The 21,086-nt window shown below is 64.4% G+C and carries 19 protein-coding genes and 2 pseudogenes; 14 read left to right on the top strand and 7 right to left on the bottom strand.

Annotated elements, in window-relative coordinates; genetic code table 11:
• The first annotated feature begins 153 nt into the window (after positions 1–153).
• The 14 genes and pseudogenes from QQK95_RS11430 (at position 154) to QQK95_RS11370 (ending at position 14,080) form a co-directional block, all read left to right on the top strand.
• Positions 154–1,140, top strand: coding sequence for an ABC transporter permease (locus QQK95_RS11430; RefSeq protein WP_284272314.1), 987 nt, complete (start codon positions 154–156; stop codon positions 1,138–1,140).
• Positions 1,141–1,225: 85 nt separating this feature from the next.
• Positions 1,226–2,251, top strand: a complete 1,026-nt coding sequence (locus QQK95_RS11425; RefSeq protein ID WP_284272312.1) for a sugar ABC transporter substrate-binding protein — start codon at positions 1,226–1,228, stop codon at positions 2,249–2,251.
• Between the two features lie 83 nt (positions 2,252–2,334).
• Positions 2,335–2,970 (top strand): LysE family translocator, encoded by a 636-nt coding sequence (locus tag QQK95_RS11420; RefSeq protein WP_284272310.1) that lies wholly within the window; start codon positions 2,335–2,337, stop codon positions 2,968–2,970.
• A 30-nt stretch (positions 2,971–3,000) separates the two neighbouring features.
• Positions 3,001–5,123: pseudogene (locus tag QQK95_RS11415) on the top strand (ABC transporter permease).
• Positions 5,120–6,163 carry an SMP-30/gluconolactonase/LRE family protein gene (locus tag QQK95_RS11410; protein WP_284272308.1) on the top strand — a complete coding sequence of 348 codons (1,044 nt, stop codon included), beginning with the start codon at positions 5,120–5,122 and terminating at the stop codon, positions 6,161–6,163. Before QQK95_RS11415 ends, QQK95_RS11410 begins: the two are co-directional and overlap by 4 nt.
• A pseudogene (locus QQK95_RS33470) lies at positions 6,163–6,599 on the top strand (ATP-binding cassette domain-containing protein); the annotation flags it as partial. The gene QQK95_RS11410 and the pseudogene QQK95_RS33470, both read left to right, overlap by 1 nt.
• Positions 6,594–7,658 (top strand): sugar ABC transporter ATP-binding protein, encoded by a 1,065-nt coding sequence (locus QQK95_RS11405; RefSeq protein WP_409371683.1) that lies wholly within the window; start codon positions 6,594–6,596, stop codon positions 7,656–7,658. The pseudogene QQK95_RS33470 and the gene QQK95_RS11405, both read left to right, overlap by 6 nt.
• Positions 7,659–7,866: 208 nt before the next feature.
• Positions 7,867–8,274, top strand: a complete 408-nt coding sequence (locus tag QQK95_RS11400; RefSeq protein ID WP_284272307.1) for a carboxymuconolactone decarboxylase family protein — start codon at positions 7,867–7,869, stop codon at positions 8,272–8,274.
• A 25-nt stretch (positions 8,275–8,299) separates the two neighbouring features.
• On the top strand, positions 8,300–8,830 hold the full coding sequence (locus QQK95_RS11395) for a GNAT family N-acetyltransferase (protein ID WP_202359624.1): 531 nt from the start codon (positions 8,300–8,302) through the stop codon (positions 8,828–8,830).
• A gap of 210 nt (positions 8,831–9,040) precedes the next feature.
• A complete protein-coding gene (locus tag QQK95_RS11390) occupies positions 9,041–9,877 on the top strand; it encodes a metallophosphoesterase family protein (protein ID WP_284272303.1) in 837 nt (278 codons plus the stop codon).
• Positions 9,874–11,031, top strand: a complete 1,158-nt coding sequence (locus QQK95_RS11385; protein WP_284272302.1) for an ABC transporter ATP-binding protein — start codon at positions 9,874–9,876, stop codon at positions 11,029–11,031. The genes QQK95_RS11390 and QQK95_RS11385 overlap by 4 nt, the downstream gene beginning before the upstream one ends.
• On the top strand, positions 11,024–11,947 hold the full coding sequence (locus QQK95_RS11380; protein ID WP_284272299.1) for a carbohydrate ABC transporter permease: 924 nt from the start codon (positions 11,024–11,026) through the stop codon (positions 11,945–11,947). The genes QQK95_RS11385 and QQK95_RS11380 overlap by 8 nt, the downstream gene beginning before the upstream one ends.
• Positions 11,944–12,774, top strand: coding sequence for a carbohydrate ABC transporter permease (locus tag QQK95_RS11375; protein ID WP_284272297.1), 831 nt, complete (start codon positions 11,944–11,946; stop codon positions 12,772–12,774). The genes QQK95_RS11380 and QQK95_RS11375 overlap by 4 nt, the downstream gene beginning before the upstream one ends.
• Before the next feature lie 40 nt (positions 12,775–12,814).
• Complete coding sequence (locus QQK95_RS11370) at positions 12,815–14,080, top strand: ABC transporter substrate-binding protein (protein WP_284272295.1); 1,266 nt, start codon at positions 12,815–12,817, stop codon at positions 14,078–14,080.
• Between the two features lie 183 nt (positions 14,081–14,263).
• On the opposite strand, the gene QQK95_RS11365 is transcribed toward QQK95_RS11370, so the two are convergent.
• The 7 genes from QQK95_RS11365 to QQK95_RS11335 form a co-directional block, all read right to left on the bottom strand.
• The gene (locus QQK95_RS11365) at positions 14,264–15,151 is read right to left on the bottom strand and encodes an amidohydrolase family protein (protein WP_284272293.1); all 888 of its coding nucleotides are present in this window, start codon (positions 15,149–15,151) and stop codon (positions 14,264–14,266) included.
• Positions 15,151–16,365 (bottom strand): vWA domain-containing protein, encoded by a 1,215-nt coding sequence (locus tag QQK95_RS11360; protein WP_284272291.1) that lies wholly within the window; start codon positions 16,363–16,365, stop codon positions 15,151–15,153. Before QQK95_RS11360 ends, QQK95_RS11365 begins: the two co-directional genes overlap by 1 nt.
• Complete coding sequence (locus QQK95_RS11355; RefSeq protein ID WP_284272288.1) at positions 16,362–17,243, bottom strand: AAA family ATPase; 882 nt, start codon at positions 17,241–17,243, stop codon at positions 16,362–16,364. The genes QQK95_RS11360 and QQK95_RS11355 overlap by 4 nt, the downstream gene beginning before the upstream one ends.
• Position 17,244: 1 nt before the next feature.
• A complete protein-coding gene (locus QQK95_RS11350; RefSeq protein ID WP_023756899.1) occupies positions 17,245–18,249 on the bottom strand; it encodes a xanthine dehydrogenase family protein molybdopterin-binding subunit in 1,005 nt (334 codons plus the stop codon).
• 1 nt (position 18,250) lies between these two features.
• Positions 18,251–19,618 carry a xanthine dehydrogenase family protein molybdopterin-binding subunit gene (locus tag QQK95_RS11345; protein ID WP_284272272.1) on the bottom strand — a complete coding sequence of 456 codons (1,368 nt, stop codon included), beginning with the start codon at positions 19,616–19,618 and terminating at the stop codon, positions 18,251–18,253.
• A gap of 125 nt (positions 19,619–19,743) precedes the next feature.
• Positions 19,744–20,226, bottom strand: coding sequence for a (2Fe-2S)-binding protein (locus QQK95_RS11340; protein WP_284272271.1), 483 nt, complete (start codon positions 20,224–20,226; stop codon positions 19,744–19,746).
• A gap of 61 nt (positions 20,227–20,287) precedes the next feature.
• Positions 20,288–21,082, bottom strand: coding sequence for an FAD binding domain-containing protein (locus tag QQK95_RS11335; protein WP_284272270.1), 795 nt, complete (start codon positions 21,080–21,082; stop codon positions 20,288–20,290).
• Positions 21,083–21,086: the final 4 nt, after the last annotated feature.

Genomic DNA, 21,086 nt, shown 5'->3' with positions numbered 1-21,086 from the left:
CGGGCATTGCGCCAGTTTTGGCAATCGATGCGTCCACTCGGCGAATATCGCTCCAAGGCGGCGTTCTGAACGCGGATTCATTTGACGAACCGGCGTTGAGCCGATTAGCTTTTGCTTCGGGATGGCAGCGCTGCCATCGGGGCAAATGCAGACATGAACGCGAACGGCTGGCTAAATCTCAGGAGCCTGAATCAGGAAGGCATTGTCTTTGCCATCGCGGTGATGCTGTTCGTTGCAGCGGCCATAGGCCTGCCGGGCTTCGTCGACCCCAACAACCTCGTCGCCATCGTCAGGTCCGTGTCGGTGCTGGGCATATTGGCGCTCGGCATGGCGGTCGTCATCATCGGCCGTGGCATTGATCTGTCGGCCGTGGCGATCATGGCGATGTCGGTCGCCTGGTATCTGCAACTGCTCAACACCGGCACGTCGGACGGGCTGGCCTTCGCCTATGTACTATCGGGCGTGCTCGCCATCGGGCTGCTCAACGGCTTTCTCGTCGCCTATGCCGACGTGCCGGCGATTTTCGTGACGCTGGCGACCGGCTCCTTCGTCTTCGGCTATGTGCGCTCGCAATTGATCACGCAGGACGCCGTGCCGGTGCCGCAGGGCCATTGGGTCGAACTGCTCGGCGGCCTGCGCTTCCTCGATATTCCGATCGAGGTGTTCGTCTTCGCCGGCCTGGCTTTCCTGTTCTTCCTGTTCCTGCGCTACACCAAATGGGGGCGCTACATCTATTTCGCCGGCGACAATCCGGTCGCCGCCCGCAACATCGGCATTCCGGTGCGGCCGATGCTGGTGCTGCGCTACGTGCTCTCGGCATTCGTGGCGCTGATCGCCGGCCTGCTGACGGCGGCCAGCCTGCATTCGATCAACACCCGCGTCGTCAACTCGACGCTGCTCTACGACATCGTGCTGGTGGCGGTGATCGGCGGCATCGGCCTGTCGGGCGGCAGGGGCGGGGTGCGCAACGTGCTGGTTGGCGCGGCGCTGATCGGCATCCTGCTCAACGCCATGACCATCATCGACATTCCGCTGCTCTACCAGAACCTGATCAAGGCGGCGATCCTGCTCGGAGCCATCATCGTCGACGGCATCATCAATCCGCGCGACGAACAGACCGCGCAGCAGGGCGACATTTAGGGCAGATGGGCTAGCCCATCTGCTCGGGGTACCCGGCGCGATCGCGACGATCGGCCGGCAATGAAACCGAACCAGAGGACGTGACATGAGACTGATCAAGACACTTATGGCCGCCGCAACGGCGCTCGCCGTTACCGCCTTCGTGGCGCCGACCTTCGCCGCCGACGATCCGGGCCCGGCGGCCTACGCACAGGCGCTCAAGGGCAAGCGCGTCATGCTGGTGCCGCTGGCGATGGGCTTCGACCTGGCGCAGGGCTGGGCGCACTATCTGAAGAAGGAGGTCGAGGCCTGGGGCGGCACGTTCGAGACGCGCGATCCGAACTGGGTGGTCGATGCCGGCGCGCAGGCGATCACCGACGCCATCTCATCGGACACCAGGCCCGACGTGCTGATCATCCACGCACCGGACCTCAACTCCTATTCCAAGCTGATGAAGAAGGCGCAGGCCGCCGGCACCTATGTGCTTCTGGTCGACAATCCCGCCAACTTCCCGGCCGACGCCTTTGTCGGCAGCGACTGGGACCGGCTCGGCCAGCTCGAGGCCGAAGCGGCGATCAAGGGCTGCGGTGAAAACTCGTCGAAGAAGATCGGCCTGGTGCAGGGCGACCAGGCGAACTCCTCCAGCCTCTACCAGTATGCCGGCATCATGAAGGTGCTGGACAAGCATCCTGACTTCAAGGTGGTGGCCAAGCCCGACTCCAACTGGGACGCGACGACCTCGCGCAATGTGACGACGACGATGCTGCAGCAGAACCCGGACATCTGCTCGATCATCGATTTCTGGGACGGTGACGCTACCGGCGCATCCGCCGCGATCCGCGACGCCAAGCTCGACGGCAAAGTGTTCCTGGTCACCACCGGCGGCGGTGAAAAGGCGGCCGATTGCGACAAGCTTCAGGACGGCACCTACGGCGCCGTGGTGATGACCGAGCTTGCCCGCCAGTCGGGTGACATGAACGCCATCATCAAGTTCCTGCTGCAGAGCGGTCAGCCGGCCGGCACCTCGCACACCTACATCTACACGCTGGAGAAGGCGACGACCAAGGCCGACCTCAAGCCCGACAGCTGCTGGGATCTGAAGGCGCTGCAGGCCGAAGCGGCGACGAAATAAGCCCAATGGACAAATGAATGCGTGGCGGCGGATATCCGCCGCCACCGCATTTTCGGCTTGACCACCAAACCGTGTGAGGCGGCATGCATATCACCACCGTTCTGGCTTTTGTGGCTGTGACATTTGTCGCTGTTGCGACTCCAGGTCCAGACGTGATCCTGGCGCTGGTCAACGGCTCGCGCTTCGGCCTGCGTCGCGCCTTCGCTGGCATGGTCGGGGTGCTGATTTCAGACCTGATCCTGATCGTGGCTGTTGCGGCGGGGCTGGGCGTGCTTCTGGCCGCCTCGGAATTCTGGTTCTCGGTGCTGAAATATGTCGGTGCTGCCTATCTGGCCTGGCTCGGTTTCAAAATGCTCTTGTCCAACGAGACGTTGGCCTCCATGGCGCGGCGGACGCAATCGGAGCCGGAGCGTTCTGCCCTCGCGATCGGGCTGAGGAGCATGGTTGTCGCGATTACAAATCCGAAGGCTTACCTGTTCTTCTCCGCGCTGCTGCCGCAATTCGTCGATCCGGCTCAGCCGCAGTTCCGGCAGTTTGCCGAACTGGCGGTGGTGTTTTCGATCACCGAGCTGGCGATCATGGTCGCATATGCGCTGGTTGGCGCGCGTGGAGTACGGCTCGTCCGGTCCCGCTATGCGCACTGGCTGGAGCGGGTCTGTGGCGGGGCGCTGCTGGCTTCGGCTTTCTCGCTGGCGCTCGCCAGGCGCGGTTCGAATTGATCAACCTCGTGCACATCAAGGCGTTCTTCCATGTCCTTTCGTGAACGCCTCCAGTCATGGCGCTACAATCTCGTGCCCGACCATCTGGTCGGCGAGATCCTGACCAAACGCTGGACCGACAACGCCATTCCCTTCCTGGCGCTGGTGGTGACATTGGCGAGTTTCGGTTCGATCATTCCGGGCTTCTTCAAGCTGAACGCGCTGCAGGAATCGACCCGCCAGCTCGGCGAATTCTCCATGGTCGTCACCGGCATGACGGTGGTGATGCTGGGTGGCGGCATCGATCTGTCGGTGGGCTCGATCTTCGCGCTGTCCTGTTTCTCCGCCGTCTATGTTTTCTTCATCCTCGAACAGTCGATCTGGCTGGCCCTGGCGGCCTCGCTCGCAACCGGGCTGATCTTCGGCGCCATTAACGGCTACCTCGTTGGCTACCTCAGGCTGCGCGCCTTTCTCACGACGCTGGTCACCTTCATCTTCGGCCGGGCGCTGTTCGACATCCTGGTCACCACCTATGCCGCCGACGTGCAGCTCTCGACCGCCACATCCGACGTGCTCGACTTCATCGGCGACAGCACTTTCTGGGGCCTCTCCGTCTCGGTGTGGCTGGCCATCATCCTGGCCATCGTCACCCATATCGCACTGACGCGTTCGCGGCCGGGCTGGCACGTGCTGGCGGTCGGCGGCTCCAGGCGCTCGGCGCACAATGCCGGCATCCGCGTGCGCCGCACCGTGTTCATGACCTATGTCTTCTCGGGCTTCTGCGCCTCGATCGCGGTTTTCTCATCGCCTGCCGCTTGAGCGGGGCAGGGCCGGGCACCGGCCTCAACCTCGAAATCATGGCGCTGACGGCCGCCGTGGTCGGCGGCGTCAGCCTGGGCGGCGGGCGCGGCTCGGTGATCAAGGGGCTGATGGGCGCCATCATCGTCCTGACCATGACCAACGGATTGATCCGGCTGGGCTACGGCACCGGCACCAACCAGATGGTGCTCGGCATCATGCTCGCGGTGGCGGTGACCATCGACATCCGCTGGCTGAAGAACCGCCACAAGGTGCTGAACGAAGTCTATGTCGCGCCGGTCTATCTCAAGATGGGCGAGACGCAGTCGGCGGTGCCGGGCTCCGGCACGCCTTACGAACTCGACAACCGGCTGTCGGCGGCCGACCATATCGGGCTCGGCGAACTGGAAGGGCCGGAGGACGTCATCCTCGACCGCGACGACCATCTCTATTGCGGCACCCGCCACGGCGAGATCGTCCGCTTCTTCGCGCCCGATTATGTGAAGTCGGAAGTCTTTGCCCATATTGGCGGCTTCCCGCTGGGGCTGGCCTTCGACAAATCGGGCAATCTGATCAGCTGTGTCGGCGCCATGGGGCTTTATTCCGTGTCGCCGGATCGCGAGGTCAAGCGGCTCTCGGCCGAGACCGCGCGCTCCTGGACCTCGATCGTCGACGATGCGCGGCTGCGCGACCCCAATGATTGCGACATCGCGCCCGATGGGCGCATCTATTTCACCGACTCGACCAAGCGCTATGACGCGCATGACTGGGCGCTGGATTCGATCGAGAACCGCGCCACCGGCCGGCTGCTGGTCTACGACCCCAGGGACGGCTCGACCAAGACGCTGCTCGACGGCTACCGCTACACCAACGGCGTGTGCATGGCGCATGACGGCAAGTCGCTGTTCTTCGCCGAAAGCTGGGCCTGCCGCGTGCATCGCTACTGGCTGGAAGGACCGAAGACCGGCACCGCCGAATGCGTCATCCGCGACATGCCGGGCTATCCCGACAACATCAACCGGGCTTCCGACGGCAATTACTGGATGGCGTGGCTCGGCATGCGCACGCCAAGCTTCGACCTGTCGTTGCGCCATCCCGACATGCGCAAGCGCATGACGCGCCGGCTACCGCAGGACGAATGGCTGTTCCCCAACATCAACACCGGCGGCGTCGTGAAATTCAACGAGAAGGGCGGCATCGTCGAGGCGCTGGGCGACCTCTCCGGCGACGCGCATCCGATGGTCACCTCGATGCGCGAACACAAGGGCCATCTCTTCGTCGGCGGCATCCTCAACAACCGCGTCGGCCGCTACAAGATCTCGGGCGCCGACCCGAATTGGACCAGCCCAGCTTCGTATTGGGGCGCAAAGCCATGATCCTCGATCCGATCCTGGATATGTTTCGCGGCAAGGCGGTGACGATCCCGCCGCTGGACGGCGCTTTCCGGCCCAACACGCGGCTGGATGAGGCGCCGGCCTTCGCGGAGTTGAGCGAGCCGGACAATCTGCTGGTCTCCGGTGGCCGGCTGCTCGCGTCCAGCGGCAACGCCGTCTATTCGCTTGCCGCCGGAGCCGAGCCCCAGGTGATCGAGACTTTTCCGTCGCCGATCACGGCGCTGGCGCTGTCGCCATCGGGCGAGCTGACTGTGGCGCTCGAAAGCGGCAAGCTGCTGATATCAGGCAAGGAGGCTTCGCTGCCGGCTGATATCAGCTGCATCACCGCGCTTGCCTATGCCGAAGACGGCACGCTGTGGCTGGCCAACGGGTCGGCCGAGCACGCGCCGTCGCAATGGGCCGCCGATCTGATGAAGAAGGGTGCGTCCGGTTCGCTTTGGAAACGCGACGCGACGGGCGGCGAATTCCGCAAGGTGGCCGGCGCTCTCGCTTTCCCCTATGGGCTCCATCCTCTCGGCGGGGACGTGCTGGTCAGCGAGAGCTGGCACCATCAGCTTATCCGCTTCGACGGCGCTACAGGCAGCCGTTCGACGGTGCTGACGCACTTGCCCGGCTATCCCGCGCGGCTGTCGCCGGCCGCTGATGGCGGCGCCTGGCTGGCGCTGTTCGCGCCGCGCAACCGGCTGATCGAATTCGTTTTGCAGGAGACGCACTACCGCCAGGACATGATCGACCAGGTGCCGCCGGCCTACTGGATCGCGCCGGCGCTCGCCTCCAACCGCAGCTTCCTCGAACCGCTGCAATGCGGCGGTATCAGAACCATGGGCATCCACAAGCCGTGGTCGCCCAGCCGCTCCTACGGGCTGGTGGTCAGGCTCGACGCAAAGATGCAGCCGCAATTCAGCCTGCACAGCCGCGCCAACGGCACGCGCCATGGCATCTGCAGCGTGGCGGAAAAGGACGGCCGGCTGTTCATCGCCGCCAAGGGCGGCGACTGTGTGCTCGACGCGGGAGGTTTTTGATGGAACCGATCGTTCGCCTGGAAAACGTCACCAAAAACTATCGCGGCGTGCCGGCGGTCAAGAATGTCAGCTTCGACCTGCGCAAGGGCGAGATCCACGCGCTGCTCGGCGAGAACGGCGCCGGCAAATCGACGCTGACCAAGATCATCGCAGGGTGGTCGACGCCACCTCGGGCAAGATGTTCCACAAGGGCCAGGAGATCGCCTACGCCTCGCCGCATGCGGCGCTTGAAGCCGGCATTGCCATGGTGTTCCAGGAAACCAGCCTGGTGCCGTCGATGACGGTGGCGCAGAACCTTTATCTCGGCACTGAAAAATTCCTCAACCGGCTGCGCGGCACGTATATTTCAGCACAGCAATTCCTGCAGTCGCTGAATTTCCCGGTCGACCCCAATGCCATGGTGGCGACACTGGGAGCCGCCAAGCGGCAGATGGTGGAGATCGCGCGCGCGGTGCACCACAATGCCGAGATCATCATCTTCGACGAGCCGACAGCGACGCTGACGCCGGAGGAGAAACGCCATTTCTTCGCCCTGATCCGGCGGCTGAAGGCGAGCGGCGTGTCCATCGTCTTCATCAGCCACGCGCTGGAAGAGGCGCTTGCCATTGCCGACCGCATCACCATTTTGCGCGATGGCGAACTGGTGATCACCGACGACACGTCGGCCTTCGACCGCGACAAGATCGTCGCCGCCATGGTCGGGCGCACGCTGTCCGGCCAGATCTACCGTCAGCGCGACGAGGCCAAGCTGCGCAAGGCCGGCAAGAAGGTGCTGTCGGTGCAGGACATTTCGATGAGCAATGTCGTGCGCAACAATTCCTTCTCGATCTTCGAGGGCCAGATCACCGGCGTGTTCGGGCTGATCGGCTCGGGCCGCACCGAGACCTTCAAGATCGTCTCGGGCATCTACAAGCGCGATTTTCTGCGCGGCGGCGCGATCGAGCTCGACGACAGACCGGTGCGCTATCTCGTGCCGAGCGAAGCGGTCGCCGACGGCATCGTTTACGTCACCGAGGACCGCAAGAGCGAAGGCATTTTCGAGACGATGGGCATTGCCGAGAACCTGTTCGGCGGGCTGCTCGCCGCAGGCCGCGAAAAGGCCTGGGTGATCAACCAGCAGGAGATGCGGCAGCTTTCGGCTGAATGGACCAAGACGCTCAACATCAAGGCGATCAACGACAATGCCCGCGTGGTCGAACTGTCCGGCGGCAACCAGCAGAAGGTGGTGATCGGGAAGGGGCTGGTGCAAAAGCCGCGCATCGTCATCTTCGACGAGCCGACACGCGGCGTCGATGTCGGCGCCATCGCCGAAATCCACCAGATCATCAACCGGCTCGCCGATGAGGGGCTCGCCGTCGTGGTTATTTCCTCCTACCTGCCGGAGATCATGAACCTGTCGGACCGGATTCTGGTGTGCCGGCAAGGGCGTATCGTCGAGGAGTTTTCGCCAGCCGAGGCCACGGAGGAGAAGATCATGTACGCGGCGGTGCATTAGATTCAGGTGAGGCCGGCCTGCAAACGACGGCTTCCTGCGCTTCCGGTGCTCACGTACTTTAAGTACGCTCCGCTCCGGTTCTCGGAACCCGCCGTTTTCGACTCGGCCTGACCTGAATCTCCACGCCAGCGCTGGAAAAGTGAATCGGGCGAGTGGATTGGCGACGATTGCTCAAGACCTGATTCAATCCACACGAAAGGACCACACCATGGCCACGACAAAACTCCCCAACGATGCCGAGGTCGAAAACATCCCGGCGGTGAAGGCCGTGTTCGATGACATCAGGGCGACGCGCAAATCGGATTTCGTCAACAATTTCTGGCGCGGGCTGGCCAATGATCCGGTGTCGTTGAAGCGGGTGTGGGAGCAGCTGAAGGCGGTGATGGTGGCGGACAGCGCCATCGATCCGCTGACCAAGGAAATGATCTACATCGCCGTCTCGACCGCCAATGGCTGCTCCTACTGCGTCCATTCGCATACGGCCGCGGCGCGGGCCAAGGGCATGACCGACGCGCAGCATGGCGAGCTGGTGTCGATCATCGGGCTCGCCGGCCAGACCAACCATCTGGTGACGGCAATGCAGATCCCGGTCGATCCGCAATTCGAGGTGAAGTAAGGGCTGCGCCAGAATCGGAATTTTCATGGACAAGACGACCAGATTTCCAATTTCGCTCTCCGGCTACGAGATTGAAGGGCTGGTCGGAAACGATGCTCCACGGTTGGCGCCGCTATACCAGGCCTGCTCGGACTATGTTGAGCTGGAGCGCGGCGAGCCGCCCAATGCCAACAGCGCGAGGGAGGAATTCGAAAGCTTTCCGCCCAACCGCACGGATGCCGACAAGTTCGTATTTGGATTGAAAGCCATCGATGGCGAATTTGTCGGCTTGCTGGCCTGCGACCGCGATTATCCGCAAGCTGGGTGTTGGTGGATTGCATTGCTCATGGTCGATCAAGCCCTTCGCGGACAAGGGGTGGGACGAGCCCTGTGCGACGACTTTTTCAGGTGGCTGAAATCGCAGCGGGTCACTCGCGTCGAGCTCGGCGTACTCACGGAAAATGAGCAGGCGCTTCGCTTTTGGCAGGGGCAAGGTTTTGGCCCGGTACGGATGGCGGGGCCCGTCAGCATCGGCTCCAAGCGGCATATGGTCGAGGTTTTAGGCCGACCGTTGTGAACAAATCGGTTGCGCGTCCCGGAGGACGCGACCCATCCAGCACGCTTGCGTGTCTGGAATAATGCATATTGGCGGCCGCCGCTGAGGCTCCCACCGGCGCTAGTCCACAGTTTGCCCGGCTGCTGTTAAGGAAGTGACATGGAACGGCACTAAGGAAGCCTCCATGCGATGCCGCTTGCCTGGGGGCGCGGCTCGCATGGTGGAGCCGGCATGAGAATCGTTCAGATCACAGACACACATTTCAGTCCGACCAAGCCGCACTTCAACGGCAATTGGGCGCCGCTCGCCGCCTGGATCGAGCAGAGCGGCGCCGACCTTGTCGTCCACACCGGCGACCTCAGCGTCGACGGGGCCGACAAGGACGACGACATCGCCTTCTGCATGGATCTGATGCGGGAAATCTCCGCGCCGATGCTGCTGGTGCCCGGCAATCACGATGTCGGCCATCTGCCGGGCTCGCTGCAGCCGGTCAATGCCGGACGCCTCGAGCGCTGGCGCCGGCTGGTCGGCCCCGATTACTGGATTGAGGACGCAGGGAACTGGCGCCTCGTCGGGCTCGACAGCCTGCTGATGGGCTTTGACGATGCCGAGGACGAGGCGCAGTTCCACTGGCTGCGCACTGCACTGGAAAGCCGCGGCGGCCGGCGTGTCGCGCTCTTTGCCCACAAGCCGTTGTTTATCGACCAGCCCGGCGAGCGCGATACCGGCTACTGGAGTGTCAGGCCGGCGCAGCGCCAGCGCCTCTACGACCTGATCGCCGCCCACGATGTCGCGCTGTTCGCAAGCGGCCACCTGCATCGGGCATGGCAAGGCACGTACGAGAGCACGTCACTGGTATGGGGTCCGTCGGCGGCCTTCGTGGTCGGCGACATGGAGCGCGACATGCCGGGCGAGCGACTGCTTGGCGCCGTTATCCACCAATTCGGCGACACGGTCGCCAGCGAGATCGTCGCCATACCCGGCATGACGGCTTACGTCCTCGATGACGTGGTGGCCGAGGTCTATCCGCACGAGGCGCACAAGGTTCGAAAGCGGGTGGCGTCATGAGCGCGCTGTCGCTTCGCGGCCTGAGAAAATCCTTCGGCGGCAACGCCATTCTGAACGGCGTGAGCCTCGATGTCGAAGCCGGCGAATTCATCGCGCTCGTCGGCCCCTCCGGATGCGGCAAGAGCACCTTGCTGCGCATCCTGGCCGGGCTCGACCATGCCGACAGCGGCGAGATTTTCGTCGGCGGCAGGGACATGTCACCGGTTGCCGCGGCCGACCGCAACATCGCCATGGTGTTCCAGTCCTACGCGCTCTACCCGCATCTGACGGCTGGCCAGAACATCGCCGTGCCGCTTGCCATGAAGCGGCTGAGCCGGTCGCAGCGCCTGCCGCTGGTCGGCTCGCTGCTGCCCGGCCAGAGGGAAATCCGCACCGGCATCGCGCGCGATGTCCGCGAGATGGCGGGTCTTCTCAAGATCGACCACCTGCTCGACCGCAAGCCGGGGCAGATGTCGGGCGGCCAGCGCCAGCGCGTGGCGCTGGCGCGCGCCATGGTGCGCCAGCCCTCGATCTTCCTCATGGACGAGCCGCTGTCCAACCTCGATGCCAATCTGCGCGTCCATGCGCGCGGCGAGATCGTCGAACTGCATCGCCGCGCCGGCGTGCCGACGCTCTATGTGACGCACGACCAGGCCGAGGCGCTTTCGATGGCCGACCGCGTGGCGGTGATGATCGGCGGCAATCTGCTGCAGCTCGCAGCACCCGAGGTGATCTACAACGATCCCGCCCATGTCGAGGTCGCGCGTTTCGTCGGCCAGCCGCGGATCAACATCATCCAGGCGCAGGCGGAAAACGGCGGTGTCGGCTTCGAAGGCATCCGGCTGGCCTTGCTGGAGAAGGTGGCGAACGGCCCGGTCAGCCTCGGCATCCGGCCGGAATTCGTGAAACTGTCTCCCAGCGGCCGGAGCGGCCTTGCCGGGAGGATCGAACGCCTCGAATTCCTCGGCTCGGAAGTCATTGCCCATTGCCGCCTCGACACCTCCGGCTACAGCGTCGTCGCCAAGCTGGCGCCGCATGAGGCGAGGGACCTGATCGCCGGAATGAAGGTGGGTGTCGTCCTGACCCCTGAACAGGCGATGGTCTTCGGGCCGGAGGGAAAGCGGCTGCGCATCGCGGATACAGCGGGCGCACGGCAGGAGTCGGCCTATGCCTAGCGTCGCCCTGGCGGGCAATATCGCGAGCGCCGCGGCACGGCGTGCGCGCAGCGAGGACCGAACCGCCTGGCTGCTGGCGGCACCGGCCATCGTGTTGTTGCTGCTGTTCGTGCTGTTGCCGGTGGCTGCCGTCATCTTTCTCGGCTTCACCGATTTCGAGCTCGGCTACGGCAAGTTTCGCTTCGTCGGCTTCGAGAACTACGCGCATCTCCTGAACGACCGCACCTTCCGCCGGTCGCTGTGGAACACCTCGGTCTATACGGCCATCGTCGCGCCGGTCTCGATCGTGCTTGGCCTCGGCGTTGCCCTGCTGATCGAAGGCGAGGGGCGGGCGCGCGGCTTTTTCCGCACCGTCTATTTCCTGCCGGTCGCCTCGCTGATCGTCGCCATGGCGACTGTCTGGCAATACATCTTCCACCCAACGATCGGGCCGCTCAACGCGCTGCTTTCGCTCGTCGGCGTTCCCGGCCCGAACTGGCTTGGCGCATCGAACACCGTGCTCTACAGCCTGTCGATCATCGGCATCTGGCAGTCGGTCGGCTTCAACATGGTGCTGTTCCTGGCGGGGCTGACGGCGATTCCGCGCGAGCTCTATGCCGCCGCTCACGTCGACGGCGCGAAATCGGCGCTCGACCGGTTCTTCCTGGTCACCTGGCCGATGCTCGGGCCGACGACGCTGTTCGTCGTCACCATCAGCATCACCAATGCGGTGAAGGTCTTCGAAACGGTGAAGATGCTGACCGACGGCGGCCCCAACAAGGCCTCCGAAGTGCTGCTTTTCACCATCTACCAGGAGGGTTTCGTCTACCTGCGCGTCGGCTATGCCTCGGCGATGACGGTCGTCTTCCTCGCGATACTGGTCGTGCTGATGCTCCTGCAATACCGCGTGCTCGACCGGCGGGTGCATTACACATGAGCAGCATCCCGGCCGGCCGCATCATCCGCTTCGCGCTGCTTTCGTTCGGCGCGCTGATGATCCTTGCGCCCTACATCTTCATGATCTCGACGGCGGGCAAGACGCAGAGCGACATCTTCACCTCGTCGCTGGCGCTCATCCCGCAACATTTCTACTTCGCGGAAAACTTCGCCAAGGCGTTTGCCAAGGTGCCGATGGCGACGCTGCTGTGGAACGGCGTCATCGTCTGCGGCCTGATCTTCTTCTTCCAGGTCGTGGTGGCGATCCCTTGCGCCTATGCGATGGCCAAGCTGAAGTTCCGCGCCGCGCGGCTGATGATGGTGCTGGTCATGCTCGGCCTGCTGGTGCCGATCCACGCAACGGCGCTGCCGCTCTATGTTGCCTTCGACAGGATGTCGCTCTTGAACAGCTACATCTCGCTCGTCGCGCCCTTCACCATATCGGTTTTCGCGATCTTCATGTTCCTGCAGTTCTTCCGCGCCATGCCCGACGACCTGCTGCACGCGGCAAGGCTCGACGGCATGTCCGAACTCGGCATCGTCGCACGCGTCATCGTGCCCAATGCGTGGCCGGCGGTCACCGCCTTCGCGATCTTCTCCGTCGTCGCGCACTGGAACGACCTCTACTGGCCGCTGATCGTCGTCAGCAAGCAGGCCTATGCCACGCCGCCGCTCGGCCTGATGTATTTCCGCGCCGCCGAGGCCGGCGACGACTATGGCGCGCTGATGGCTGCCACGCTGATCATCACCCTTCCTCTCGTCGCCGCCTTCCTGCTCGCGCAGAAGCGCTTCGTCGAGGGCATCACCATGACCGGCCTCAAAGGCTGAATTTGCCAACAACTGACTGGGCCAACAAGGAGCACGAACGATGAAGCATTTCTCCAGGATTTTTGCCGCAGCGGCGGTGTCGCTGGCGGCGGCCCTTCCGGCCTATGCCGAGACGACGCTGACGGTTCACTACCCGATGCCCGGCTTCTTCAAGAACGTGATGGACACGATCTCGAAGAAGTTCATGGAGGAAAATCCCGATATCAAGATCCAGTTCGCCAGCCCGTCGGCGACCTATGAAGAAGGCATCCAGACCATTCTTCGCCAGGCCGGCACCGACGAGATGCCCGACATCACCTTCATCGGCCTCAACCGCCTGCGCATGCTCAACGAGCGTGACGTCGCCGTCGATCTTGGCCCGCTGGTCAAGAAGGAAGGCAACATGGCGGAGCTAGGCTTCTCCGAGACGATCCTGAAGCTGGCGCAGGTCAACGGCAAGCAGGTGGGCCTCGCCTTCGCCACCTCCAATCCGATCATGTACTACAATGCCGACCTGGTGAAGGCGGCCGGCGGTGACCCGGACAATCCGCCCAAAACCTGGGACGAGGTCATCGCGCTCGGCGGCAAGATCAAGGCTCTCGGCAATGGCGTCGACGGCATCGACTTCCGCTGGCAGGGCGACGACTGGATGTTCTCGGCGCTGCTGTTCGGCGCCGGCGGCAAGATGCTGAACGAGGACGAAAGCAAGGTCGCCTTCAACGGGCCGGAAGGCGAGAAGGCGGTGGAGATCCTCGAGCGCATGGTGAAGGAGGGCGGCATGCCGGTCTTCACCAAGCCGGCGGGCGAACAGGCTTTCGCGGCCGGCAAGGTCGGTTTCGAATTCCAGACCACCGGTGCGCTGGTCAACACCATCAAGAATGTCGGCGACAAGTTCACGCTGCGCACGGCCAAGATCCCGCTGATCGATCCGGTCAACGGCCATCTGCCGACCGGCGGCAACGCCGTGGTCATCCTGACCAAGGATACGGCGAAGCAGGAGGCTGCCTGGAAGTTCGCGAAATTCGCCGCCGGCCCCTATGGCGCCTCCGTCGTCGTGCCCGGCACCGGCTATGTTCCCAACAACGAGCTGGCGGCGAAATCGCCGGACTATCTCGGCGATTTCTACAAGAAGAACCCGCTGTTCCAGGCCGGGCTCAGCCAGATGCCGCTGATGGTTCCGTGGTATGCCTTCCCGGGCACCAATGGGGTCAAGGTCACGCAGACGATCGTCGACAATCTGTCGCGCATCGTCGACCAGTCGGCCTCGCCCAAGGAAGCGCTCAATGACGCGGCCAACGACGTCGAAGGCATGCTGCCGACGCAGTAACGGGCTTGCAATGGCTTCTTCCTTCTCACCTTTTTTGTGGGAGAAGGTGGCCTCGCGGAGCGAGGACGGATGAGGGGTGTTCCAGGGAACGTCACCGTCTCACTCCGCTGGAACACCCCTCATCTGTCTCGGCGCTGACGCGCCGATCCACCTTCCCCCACAAGGGGGGAAGGGAAGAGGGCGCTACACCGGCCGATACACCCGCTCCGCCGTATTCCAGAAGACATCGGCCTCGGCGGCCGCGCCGTGCCTAGCCACCGCATCGCGATGCGCCTTGATCAGTTCAGCGTGGCTGGTCCAGAGCTTCTCGATCGGGAAGTTCGAGCCGAACATCAGATGGTCCGCGCCCAGAATGTCGATGGCGTTGTCGACGATATAGGCGATCAGCGCCGGGTCGTTGCGATGGACGAAAGTACCGAGACCGGAGAGCTTGGCGTAGAGATTGGGCGCGGCCGATAGCGTGCGTAGGCCCTCCTTCCAGGCCTCGGTGATTTCCGGCTCCATGCCGGTCAGCATGCCGGCATGGGTGAGGATGAAGTTGGTCTCAGGATTTTCGCCGACCAGCGTCAACCCGTCCTTCATCTGGGCGGGAAAGAGCTGCAGGTCGAAGGACAGGCCATAGTCCTTCAGCCTGGCGACATTGGCCTGCACCTTGGGATCGACGACCTGATCCGCCGAGGCGGCGAACCGGAAGGCCGGCGTCTCGTGCCAGTGCAATTGCATGCGCACCCCGCGCAGCAGCGGGTACTTTTTCAGCCGGTCGATCTGCGGCCTGACATCGTCCATCGTCATGTCGGCATAGCCGACGATGGCATGCGGCCAGCCGGTCTCGTCGGCGGTCTTCTGCAGGAAGGCGACCTCCTTCTCGAAATCCTCCTTCGCCCAGTTGGTCTGGACATAGACGGCCTTCTCGACGCCTGATCCCTTCTGGTCCCCGAGGAATTCGCCGATCGGATAGTCGCGGCGGATCGGCTCATAGGGGCCGAAGATGCGCGGCACCATGGGCCCGACCAGCCAGGGCTGATCCTTCTGGCGCCAGATGTGGAAATGCGCGTCGATGGCTTTCTGCATCACGATACCCTTTTCCAGATGGTCTCGGCCGCGGGGGCAGGGCGGGCCAGCGACAGGATGAAACCGGTGAGGCTGGCCAGCGACGAGCCGTCGATGAGATCGTCGAGGTCAGGCAAGATGGCGCGCAGCGCCGCCGTTGCCGGCCGGAAGCGCGGGTCGCCGGCCAAAGGCGTGGCCAGCGACAGCCGGAAGGCGCGGGCGCTGAGCCGCCGCATCGCGGTCTCCAGTTCGGCATGGTCGCCACGCTCCAGCGCATCCGACAGGATCACGACCGCCGCACCGCGCGCGAAGGACGAGAAGCGCGGCACGGAGAGAAAGGCGAGCAGCGTCGGCCCCATGCGGGTGCCGCCGTCCCAGTCGTCGACCTGGGCCGCCGCGCGGGCCAGCGCCTGATCGCGGTCGCGGATGCGCAGGGCCGAGGTGATGCGGGTGAGCCGCGTGCCGAAGGTGAAGATCTCGGCGCGGTCGGCGCCTTGCACGGCGGCATGCGCCAGCTTGAGATAGTCCGCCGTGTGCAGCTTCATCGAGCCGGAGACGTCGATCAAGAGCAGCAGCTTGCGCGGCACGGTCTGGCGGCGGCGCAGCAGCGGCGAGGGCACGTCGCCATCGGCGCTGACGATTTCGCGCAGCGAGCGGCGCAGGTCTAGCTTGCCGCGCGAGGGGGTGCGCACGGTGCGGAAGGAGCGGCGGGCGGGCAAAGCGGAGGAGAGCTTGCGGCGGAAGGCGGTCAGGCTGTGGTCGTCGCGCTGGAAGTCGCGGCTGCTCAACTGTTCCAGTGCGGAGGAGAGTTCGCCGCCTTCCTGGCGGTGCTCCGCCTCGATCCGCTTGTCGTCGGCGCCGCCATCATCCTTGATGCGGATTTCCTCGTCGGCGTCGGCTTCGATGACGGCCGAGGTGCTGCCATAGAAATGGCTCTGGAAATGCGCTTCGAATTCGTCGCGGCGGTCGGGTGGCGGTGCCAGTGTGGCAAGCGCGGCCTCGCGGATGTCGGCCATCGAGCGGGGGCCGAGCAAGGTCACGGCCTGCATGAAAGCTGAGATTTGTTCGGGTGAGACGGCAAAGCCGTAGCGGCGCAGCAGGCGGCCGAAACCGAGCAGGGGCACTGCGGCGCGCGGCAGGCTTTCCTGTCTCCGTTGGCGCTGCCCCTCATCCGCCCCTGCGGGGCACCTTCTCCCCGTGAACGGGGAGAAGGGATTGTTGAGGTCGCGGCTCACCCCAGCGCCTCCTCGACAATCCTGCCGAGCACAGGCGTAATGTAGGACAGATCCTCCTCGTCCTTGATCAGCACACCTATGGCGCGGCGGAAGGCTTCCGGCCAAGGGCTGCCGCCTTTTTCCAGGATGGTCGCGGCATTGGCCCATTCGACCGCCTCGGCGATGCCGGGCGGCTTGGCGAGCGGCCGGGCGCGGATGGTCTGCACGGCTGCCGCCACGGCGCGTGCGGTGGCCTGCGCCACATCGCCGGCACGCAGCATGATGATGGCGGCCTCGCGTTCGGCGTCGGGATAGCCGATCCAGTGGTAGACGCAGCGCCGGCGCAGCGCTTCGGCGAGTTCGCGGGTGCGATTGGAGGTCAGGATGACGATCGGTTGCGCGGCGGCGCGGATGGTGCCGCGCTCCGGAATGCTGATCTGGAAGTCGGAGAGGAACTCGAGAAGCAACGCCTCGAATTCATGGTCGGAGCGGTCGATCTCATCGACCAGCAGCACGCGCTGCTCCGGTGCCCGCAAAACCTGCAGGAGCGGGCGGGCGATCAAAAAACGGTCGTCATAGATGTCGATCTCATGCTCGCCGGCATGACGGATGGCGAGCAGCTGGCGCTGATAGTTCCATTCGTAGAGCGCATGCGCGGCATCGATGCCCTCATAGCATTGCAGCCGCACCAGATCGCGGCCGAGCAGTTCGGCGATCGCCTTGGCCGCCTCGGTCTTGCCGACGCCCGGCGCGCCTTCGAGCAGCAGCGGCTTGCCCAGGCGTATGGCCAGGAAAATGGCGGTCGCCAGGCTGTCGTCGGCCAGATAGCGCGAGGCGGCGAGGTGCTGCGCCACCGCTTCCGGCGAGGTCGCGACAGTCTCGGCGTTGACCTCGGGCATGTCAGTTCGCCGCTTGCGCCTTGAGCGCGCGCAGGATGCGTTCCGGCGTGATCGGCAGCGTGTCGATGCGCACGCCGACAGCGTCGAAGACGGCATTGGCGACCGCCGGTATCTGCGGATTGGCGCACATTTCGCCCGGCCCCTTGGCGCCGTAGGGACCATCCGCCGAAGGTCGCTCCAGGACGATGATCTCGGTCTCGGCAAGATCGCCGGGACCGGGCATCAGATATTGGTTGAAGTCGGTGCCGCCATGGTCGCGGTTGGGGTAGTAGGGCTCGGTGGTCTCGTAGAGCGCGTGGCTGATGCCCATCCAGGAGCCGCCGACCAGCTGCTGCTCGACCATTTTCGGGTTCAGCGCGCGGCCGATCTCGAAGACGTTCTTGACTGTCAGCACCGTGACCTCGCCGGTCTCGTCGTCGACCTCGACCTCGGCCACGGTGCAGGCATGGGCGTAGCAGGTCGACGGCTTCATCGCGCCGGTCTCCTTCTCCGGATAGGAGCGCGGAATCAGGAACATGCCGCGGCCCGATATGGACCGGCCGCGCTTGAAATGCGCCGACAGCGCGACATCGAAGATCGAGATCGATTTCTGCGGCGCACCCTTGACCAGAATGTTGCCCTGGCCGTCGGTCTCGAGGTCGGAGGCGTTGACCTCCAGTTCTTCGGCGGCCACTTCCAGCATCACCTGGCGCGCTTCCCTGGCGGCCTGGATGACGGCGTTGCCGGCGCGGTGCGTGCCGCGCGAGGCGAAGGTGCCCATGCAGTGCGGGCCGGTATCGGTGTCGGCGGTATCGACGACGACGCGGTCGGTCGGCACGCCGATCGTCTCGGCGCAGATCTGCGCCATGATCTGCTTCATGCCCTGGCCGAGATCGACTGATGACAGGGTGACCATGAAATTGCCGGTCGGTGTCGAGTGCACCAGCGCCTGGGTCGGGTCGCCGCCGAGGTTCATGCCGGTCGGATAGTTGATCGCGGCCACGCCGCGTCCACGCCGGATCGCCATATCAGGCTCCCTTCCTGTAGGAGGACATCGCCATGTATTTTTCCGCCACCGGCCAGTTGGCGGCGCGCGAGGCTTCCTGCATGCACTCGATGAGTGCCGCCCCTTCGGTCGGCTGGCGATGCGCCTTCATGTCGCCGTCGCGATAGGCGTTGACGAAGCGGAATTCGAGCGGGTCCATGCCGATCAGCCGCGCCAGCTTGTCCATCTGCACCTCCAGCGCGAAGTCGCCGATGGTGACGCCGAAGCCGCGCATGGCCGAGGACGGCGTGCGGTTGGTGTAGACGCAATAGGTGTCGATCCAGACGTTCGGGATGGTGTAGGGGCCGGGATAATGTCCGGCGCCCTTCTGCGCGCCATAGGGCGAGTGGCGCGAATAGGCGCCGGCATCCGTATAGCCGGTGACTTTTCGGGCGACGATGCGGCCGTCCTTCATCACGCCGTCCTTGATGACGACCTTTTCGGCCGCGCGGGGTGAGGAGATCTGCATCTCCTCCTCGCGGCTGTAGACAAAACAGACCGGTCGTCCTGTTAGCTTGGCGCCAAGGATGGCGATCGGCTCGACGATGACGTCGACCTTGCCGCCAAAGCCGCCGCCGACCGTGCCGCCGACGAAATGCAGCTTCGAGCCCGGCATCTGCAGGATGATCGAGGTGTTGTCGAGCGTGAAGAACATCGCCTGCGTGTTGGTGTAGCAGGTGAAGCGGTCATTGCCTTCGGGCGCCACCACGCAGCCGGTTGTCTCGGTCGGCGCATGCTCGATCGGCGAGGACTGGTAGCTCTGCTCCAGGATGTGGTCGGCACCGGCGAAGCCCGCCTCGACATCGCCGAAGCGTACCTTGCGGCATTCGCCGCTGTCATAGAGGTAGTAGTTCTGGCCGTGATATTCGTTGACCAGCGGCGCGCCGGGCTTCAGCGCTTCCTCCATGTCGAAGACGGCCGGCAGCACCTCGTAGTCGACCTTGACCTTGGCGGCGGCCTCCTGCGCGGCGCGCTCGGTCTCGGCCAGCACCGCCACCACGGCCTCGCCCTTCCAGCGCACCTTGCCGTCGGCCAGCACCGTCTCGTCCTCGGGACCGATCTGGATCAGGATCAGGATGGTGTAGACGTTGTGCGGCACGTCCTTGGCGGTCAGCACCTTGACGACACCCGGATGTTTCTCCGCCTGCGATGTGTCGATCGAGCGGATGCGGGCGTGGTGGTGCGGGCTGCGCACCATCTTCAGGTGCAGCATGCCGGGAAAGCTGCGGTCGGCGAAAAAGGCGGTCTTGCCGGTGACATGGCCGGGCGAATCCGAACGGGGCCGGGGCTGGCCGATTTCGTGTAGATCGTCCTTGCGGACATCGGCGAAGTAGTTCTTGCGCAGTTCCATTCTTTTGCCCCTCAGAGCATGATGCCGAAAAGTGTGAAGCGGTTTTCGGACGACATCATGCTCTATCTCTTTGATTTAGAGCCGGATTCAGATTTCAGGTCGAACAGATCTGAAATCATCCGGCTCTAGGCCGCGTTCTGCGAATTGGCGCGGGCGGCGGTGAGCACCGCCTGGATGATCGGCTCGTAGCCCGTGCAGCGGCAGATGTTGCCCGACAGCGCCTCCACCACCTCGTCGCGGCTGGGGTTGGGCGTGTGGTCGAGCAGCACCTTGGCGGCCATGATCATGCCCGGCGTGCAGAAACCGCATTGCGTGGCGAAAGTGTCGAGGAAAGCGCGCTGCAGCGGATGCAGGACGCCGCCTTCGGCAAGGCCTGATGTCGTGGTGATGGCGGCGCCATTGCAGGTTTCGGCCAGCGTCAGGCAAGACAGCCTGAGTTCGCCGTCTATGATGACAGAGCAGGCGCCGCATGTGCCTTGGTGGCAGCCGCCTTTCGGCGAGGTGTCGCCGATCTTGTCGCGCAGGGCGTTGAGCAGCGTCGTACCGCTCTCGACGAATTCGGCTTTTTCGGAGCCGTTGAGCGTGAATTGAACCGGGACCTTCGCCATGTTTCCTCCTTGCGCGCCTGCCCGACGGATCGGACAGACGCGCGCCCCCCAACAGGTGATTTCAGGCCAGCAGCAGCCGGCCGAGATGGACCGGCAGGACTTCAGCGCGGTACCAGGCGCTGGCGATCGGATCGGTGATCGGCGCGGTGCCCTCGGTGGCGGCGGCCAGTGCCGCCGCGATGCCGTTCTGGTCGAGTTTCTTTCCCTTGAGCGCCCGTTCCGCCGCCTTGGCACGCATTGGCCGGTCGGCCATGCAGCCAAGCGCGATCCGCGCCGAGGACACGGTTCCGTCGGCGGCCCGTTCCAGAACGGCCGCGATGCTGAGCACCGAAACGCCCTTGGGCTTGACCCGCGACACTTTCAGGAAACGGAAGCCGTCGGCCTTTGGCAGCGTGAAACGGACTGAACTGACGATGGCACGGCTATCGTCCCGCTTGGCCAGGAAAGCCTCGATCGGCAATTCGCCATCCTCGGTATCGACGGTGGCGTCGAGCGCCAGCAAGGCCACGGCGAAATCGCCATAGGGCGCCGGCGCGAACAGATTGCCGCCAATGGTCGCCGTGTTGCGGATCGCCGGACCGCCGACGGCGCGCGCGGCCTTGGCGAGGGCGCCGAGGTCCGGATGACGGGCTATCGCAGCCATCGTCACCGAAGCGCCGATGCGGGCCTTGCCGCCGGCGACCGCGATGGCCGACAGGGCCGGGTCGGTCGACCTGATCAGGCCGGAGACCGAAACATCGCCTTCATTGGCCGCGCGGACCACGAGTGTACCCCCGCCGAGATAGCGGGTGCCGGCCGCCTTCAGCGCCGCATTGGCGTCCTTCACGGTCGGGAAAGTCTGGAGGGCAAGCGCCATGGAA

Origin of the sequence: Mesorhizobium huakuii, assembly GCF_030160235.1 — a bacterium.
In the GTDB taxonomy this organism is placed as follows: domain Bacteria; phylum Pseudomonadota; class Alphaproteobacteria; order Rhizobiales; family Rhizobiaceae; genus Mesorhizobium; species Mesorhizobium huakuii.
The sequence above is the reverse complement of the archived record's forward strand: the minus strand, read 5'-3'. Positions and strand labels throughout refer to the sequence as shown.

Excerpts from the sequence above, each read along its gene's own strand:
- QQK95_RS11425 (WP_284272312.1), top strand. The coding sequence starts at position 1,226 with ATGAGACTGATCAAGACACTTATGGCCGCCGCAACGGCGCTCGCCGTT.
- QQK95_RS11375 (WP_284272297.1), top strand. The coding sequence starts at position 11,944 with ATGAGCAGCATCCCGGCCGGCCGCATCATCCGCTTCGCGCTGCTTTCG.
- QQK95_RS11380 (WP_284272299.1), top strand. The coding sequence starts at position 11,024 with ATGCCTAGCGTCGCCCTGGCGGGCAATATCGCGAGCGCCGCGGCACGG.
- QQK95_RS11430 (WP_284272314.1), top strand. The coding sequence starts at position 154 with ATGAACGCGAACGGCTGGCTAAATCTCAGGAGCCTGAATCAGGAAGGC.
- QQK95_RS11355 (WP_284272288.1), bottom strand. The coding sequence starts at position 17,243 with ATGCCCGAGGTCAACGCCGAGACTGTCGCGACCTCGCCGGAAGCGGTG.
- QQK95_RS11410 (WP_284272308.1), top strand. The coding sequence starts at position 5,120 with ATGATCCTCGATCCGATCCTGGATATGTTTCGCGGCAAGGCGGTGACG.
- QQK95_RS11385 (WP_284272302.1), top strand. The coding sequence starts at position 9,874 with ATGAGCGCGCTGTCGCTTCGCGGCCTGAGAAAATCCTTCGGCGGCAAC.
- QQK95_RS11390 (WP_284272303.1), top strand. The coding sequence starts at position 9,041 with ATGAGAATCGTTCAGATCACAGACACACATTTCAGTCCGACCAAGCCG.
- QQK95_RS11370 (WP_284272295.1), top strand. The coding sequence starts at position 12,815 with ATGAAGCATTTCTCCAGGATTTTTGCCGCAGCGGCGGTGTCGCTGGCG.
- QQK95_RS11340 (WP_284272271.1), bottom strand. The coding sequence starts at position 20,226 with ATGGCGAAGGTCCCGGTTCAATTCACGCTCAACGGCTCCGAAAAAGCC.
- QQK95_RS11365 (WP_284272293.1), bottom strand. The coding sequence starts at position 15,151 with ATGCAGAAAGCCATCGACGCGCATTTCCACATCTGGCGCCAGAAGGAT.
- QQK95_RS11400 (WP_284272307.1), top strand. The coding sequence starts at position 7,867 with ATGGCCACGACAAAACTCCCCAACGATGCCGAGGTCGAAAACATCCCG.
- QQK95_RS11395 (WP_202359624.1), top strand. The coding sequence starts at position 8,300 with ATGGACAAGACGACCAGATTTCCAATTTCGCTCTCCGGCTACGAGATT.
- QQK95_RS11405 (WP_409371683.1), top strand. The coding sequence starts at position 6,594 with ATGGTGGAGATCGCGCGCGCGGTGCACCACAATGCCGAGATCATCATC.
- QQK95_RS11335 (WP_284272270.1), bottom strand. The coding sequence starts at position 21,082 with ATGGCGCTTGCCCTCCAGACTTTCCCGACCGTGAAGGACGCCAATGCG.
- QQK95_RS11420 (WP_284272310.1), top strand. The coding sequence starts at position 2,335 with ATGCATATCACCACCGTTCTGGCTTTTGTGGCTGTGACATTTGTCGCT.
- QQK95_RS11350 (WP_023756899.1), bottom strand. The coding sequence starts at position 18,249 with ATGGCGATCCGGCGTGGACGCGGCGTGGCCGCGATCAACTATCCGACC.
- QQK95_RS11345 (WP_284272272.1), bottom strand. The coding sequence starts at position 19,618 with ATGGAACTGCGCAAGAACTACTTCGCCGATGTCCGCAAGGACGATCTA.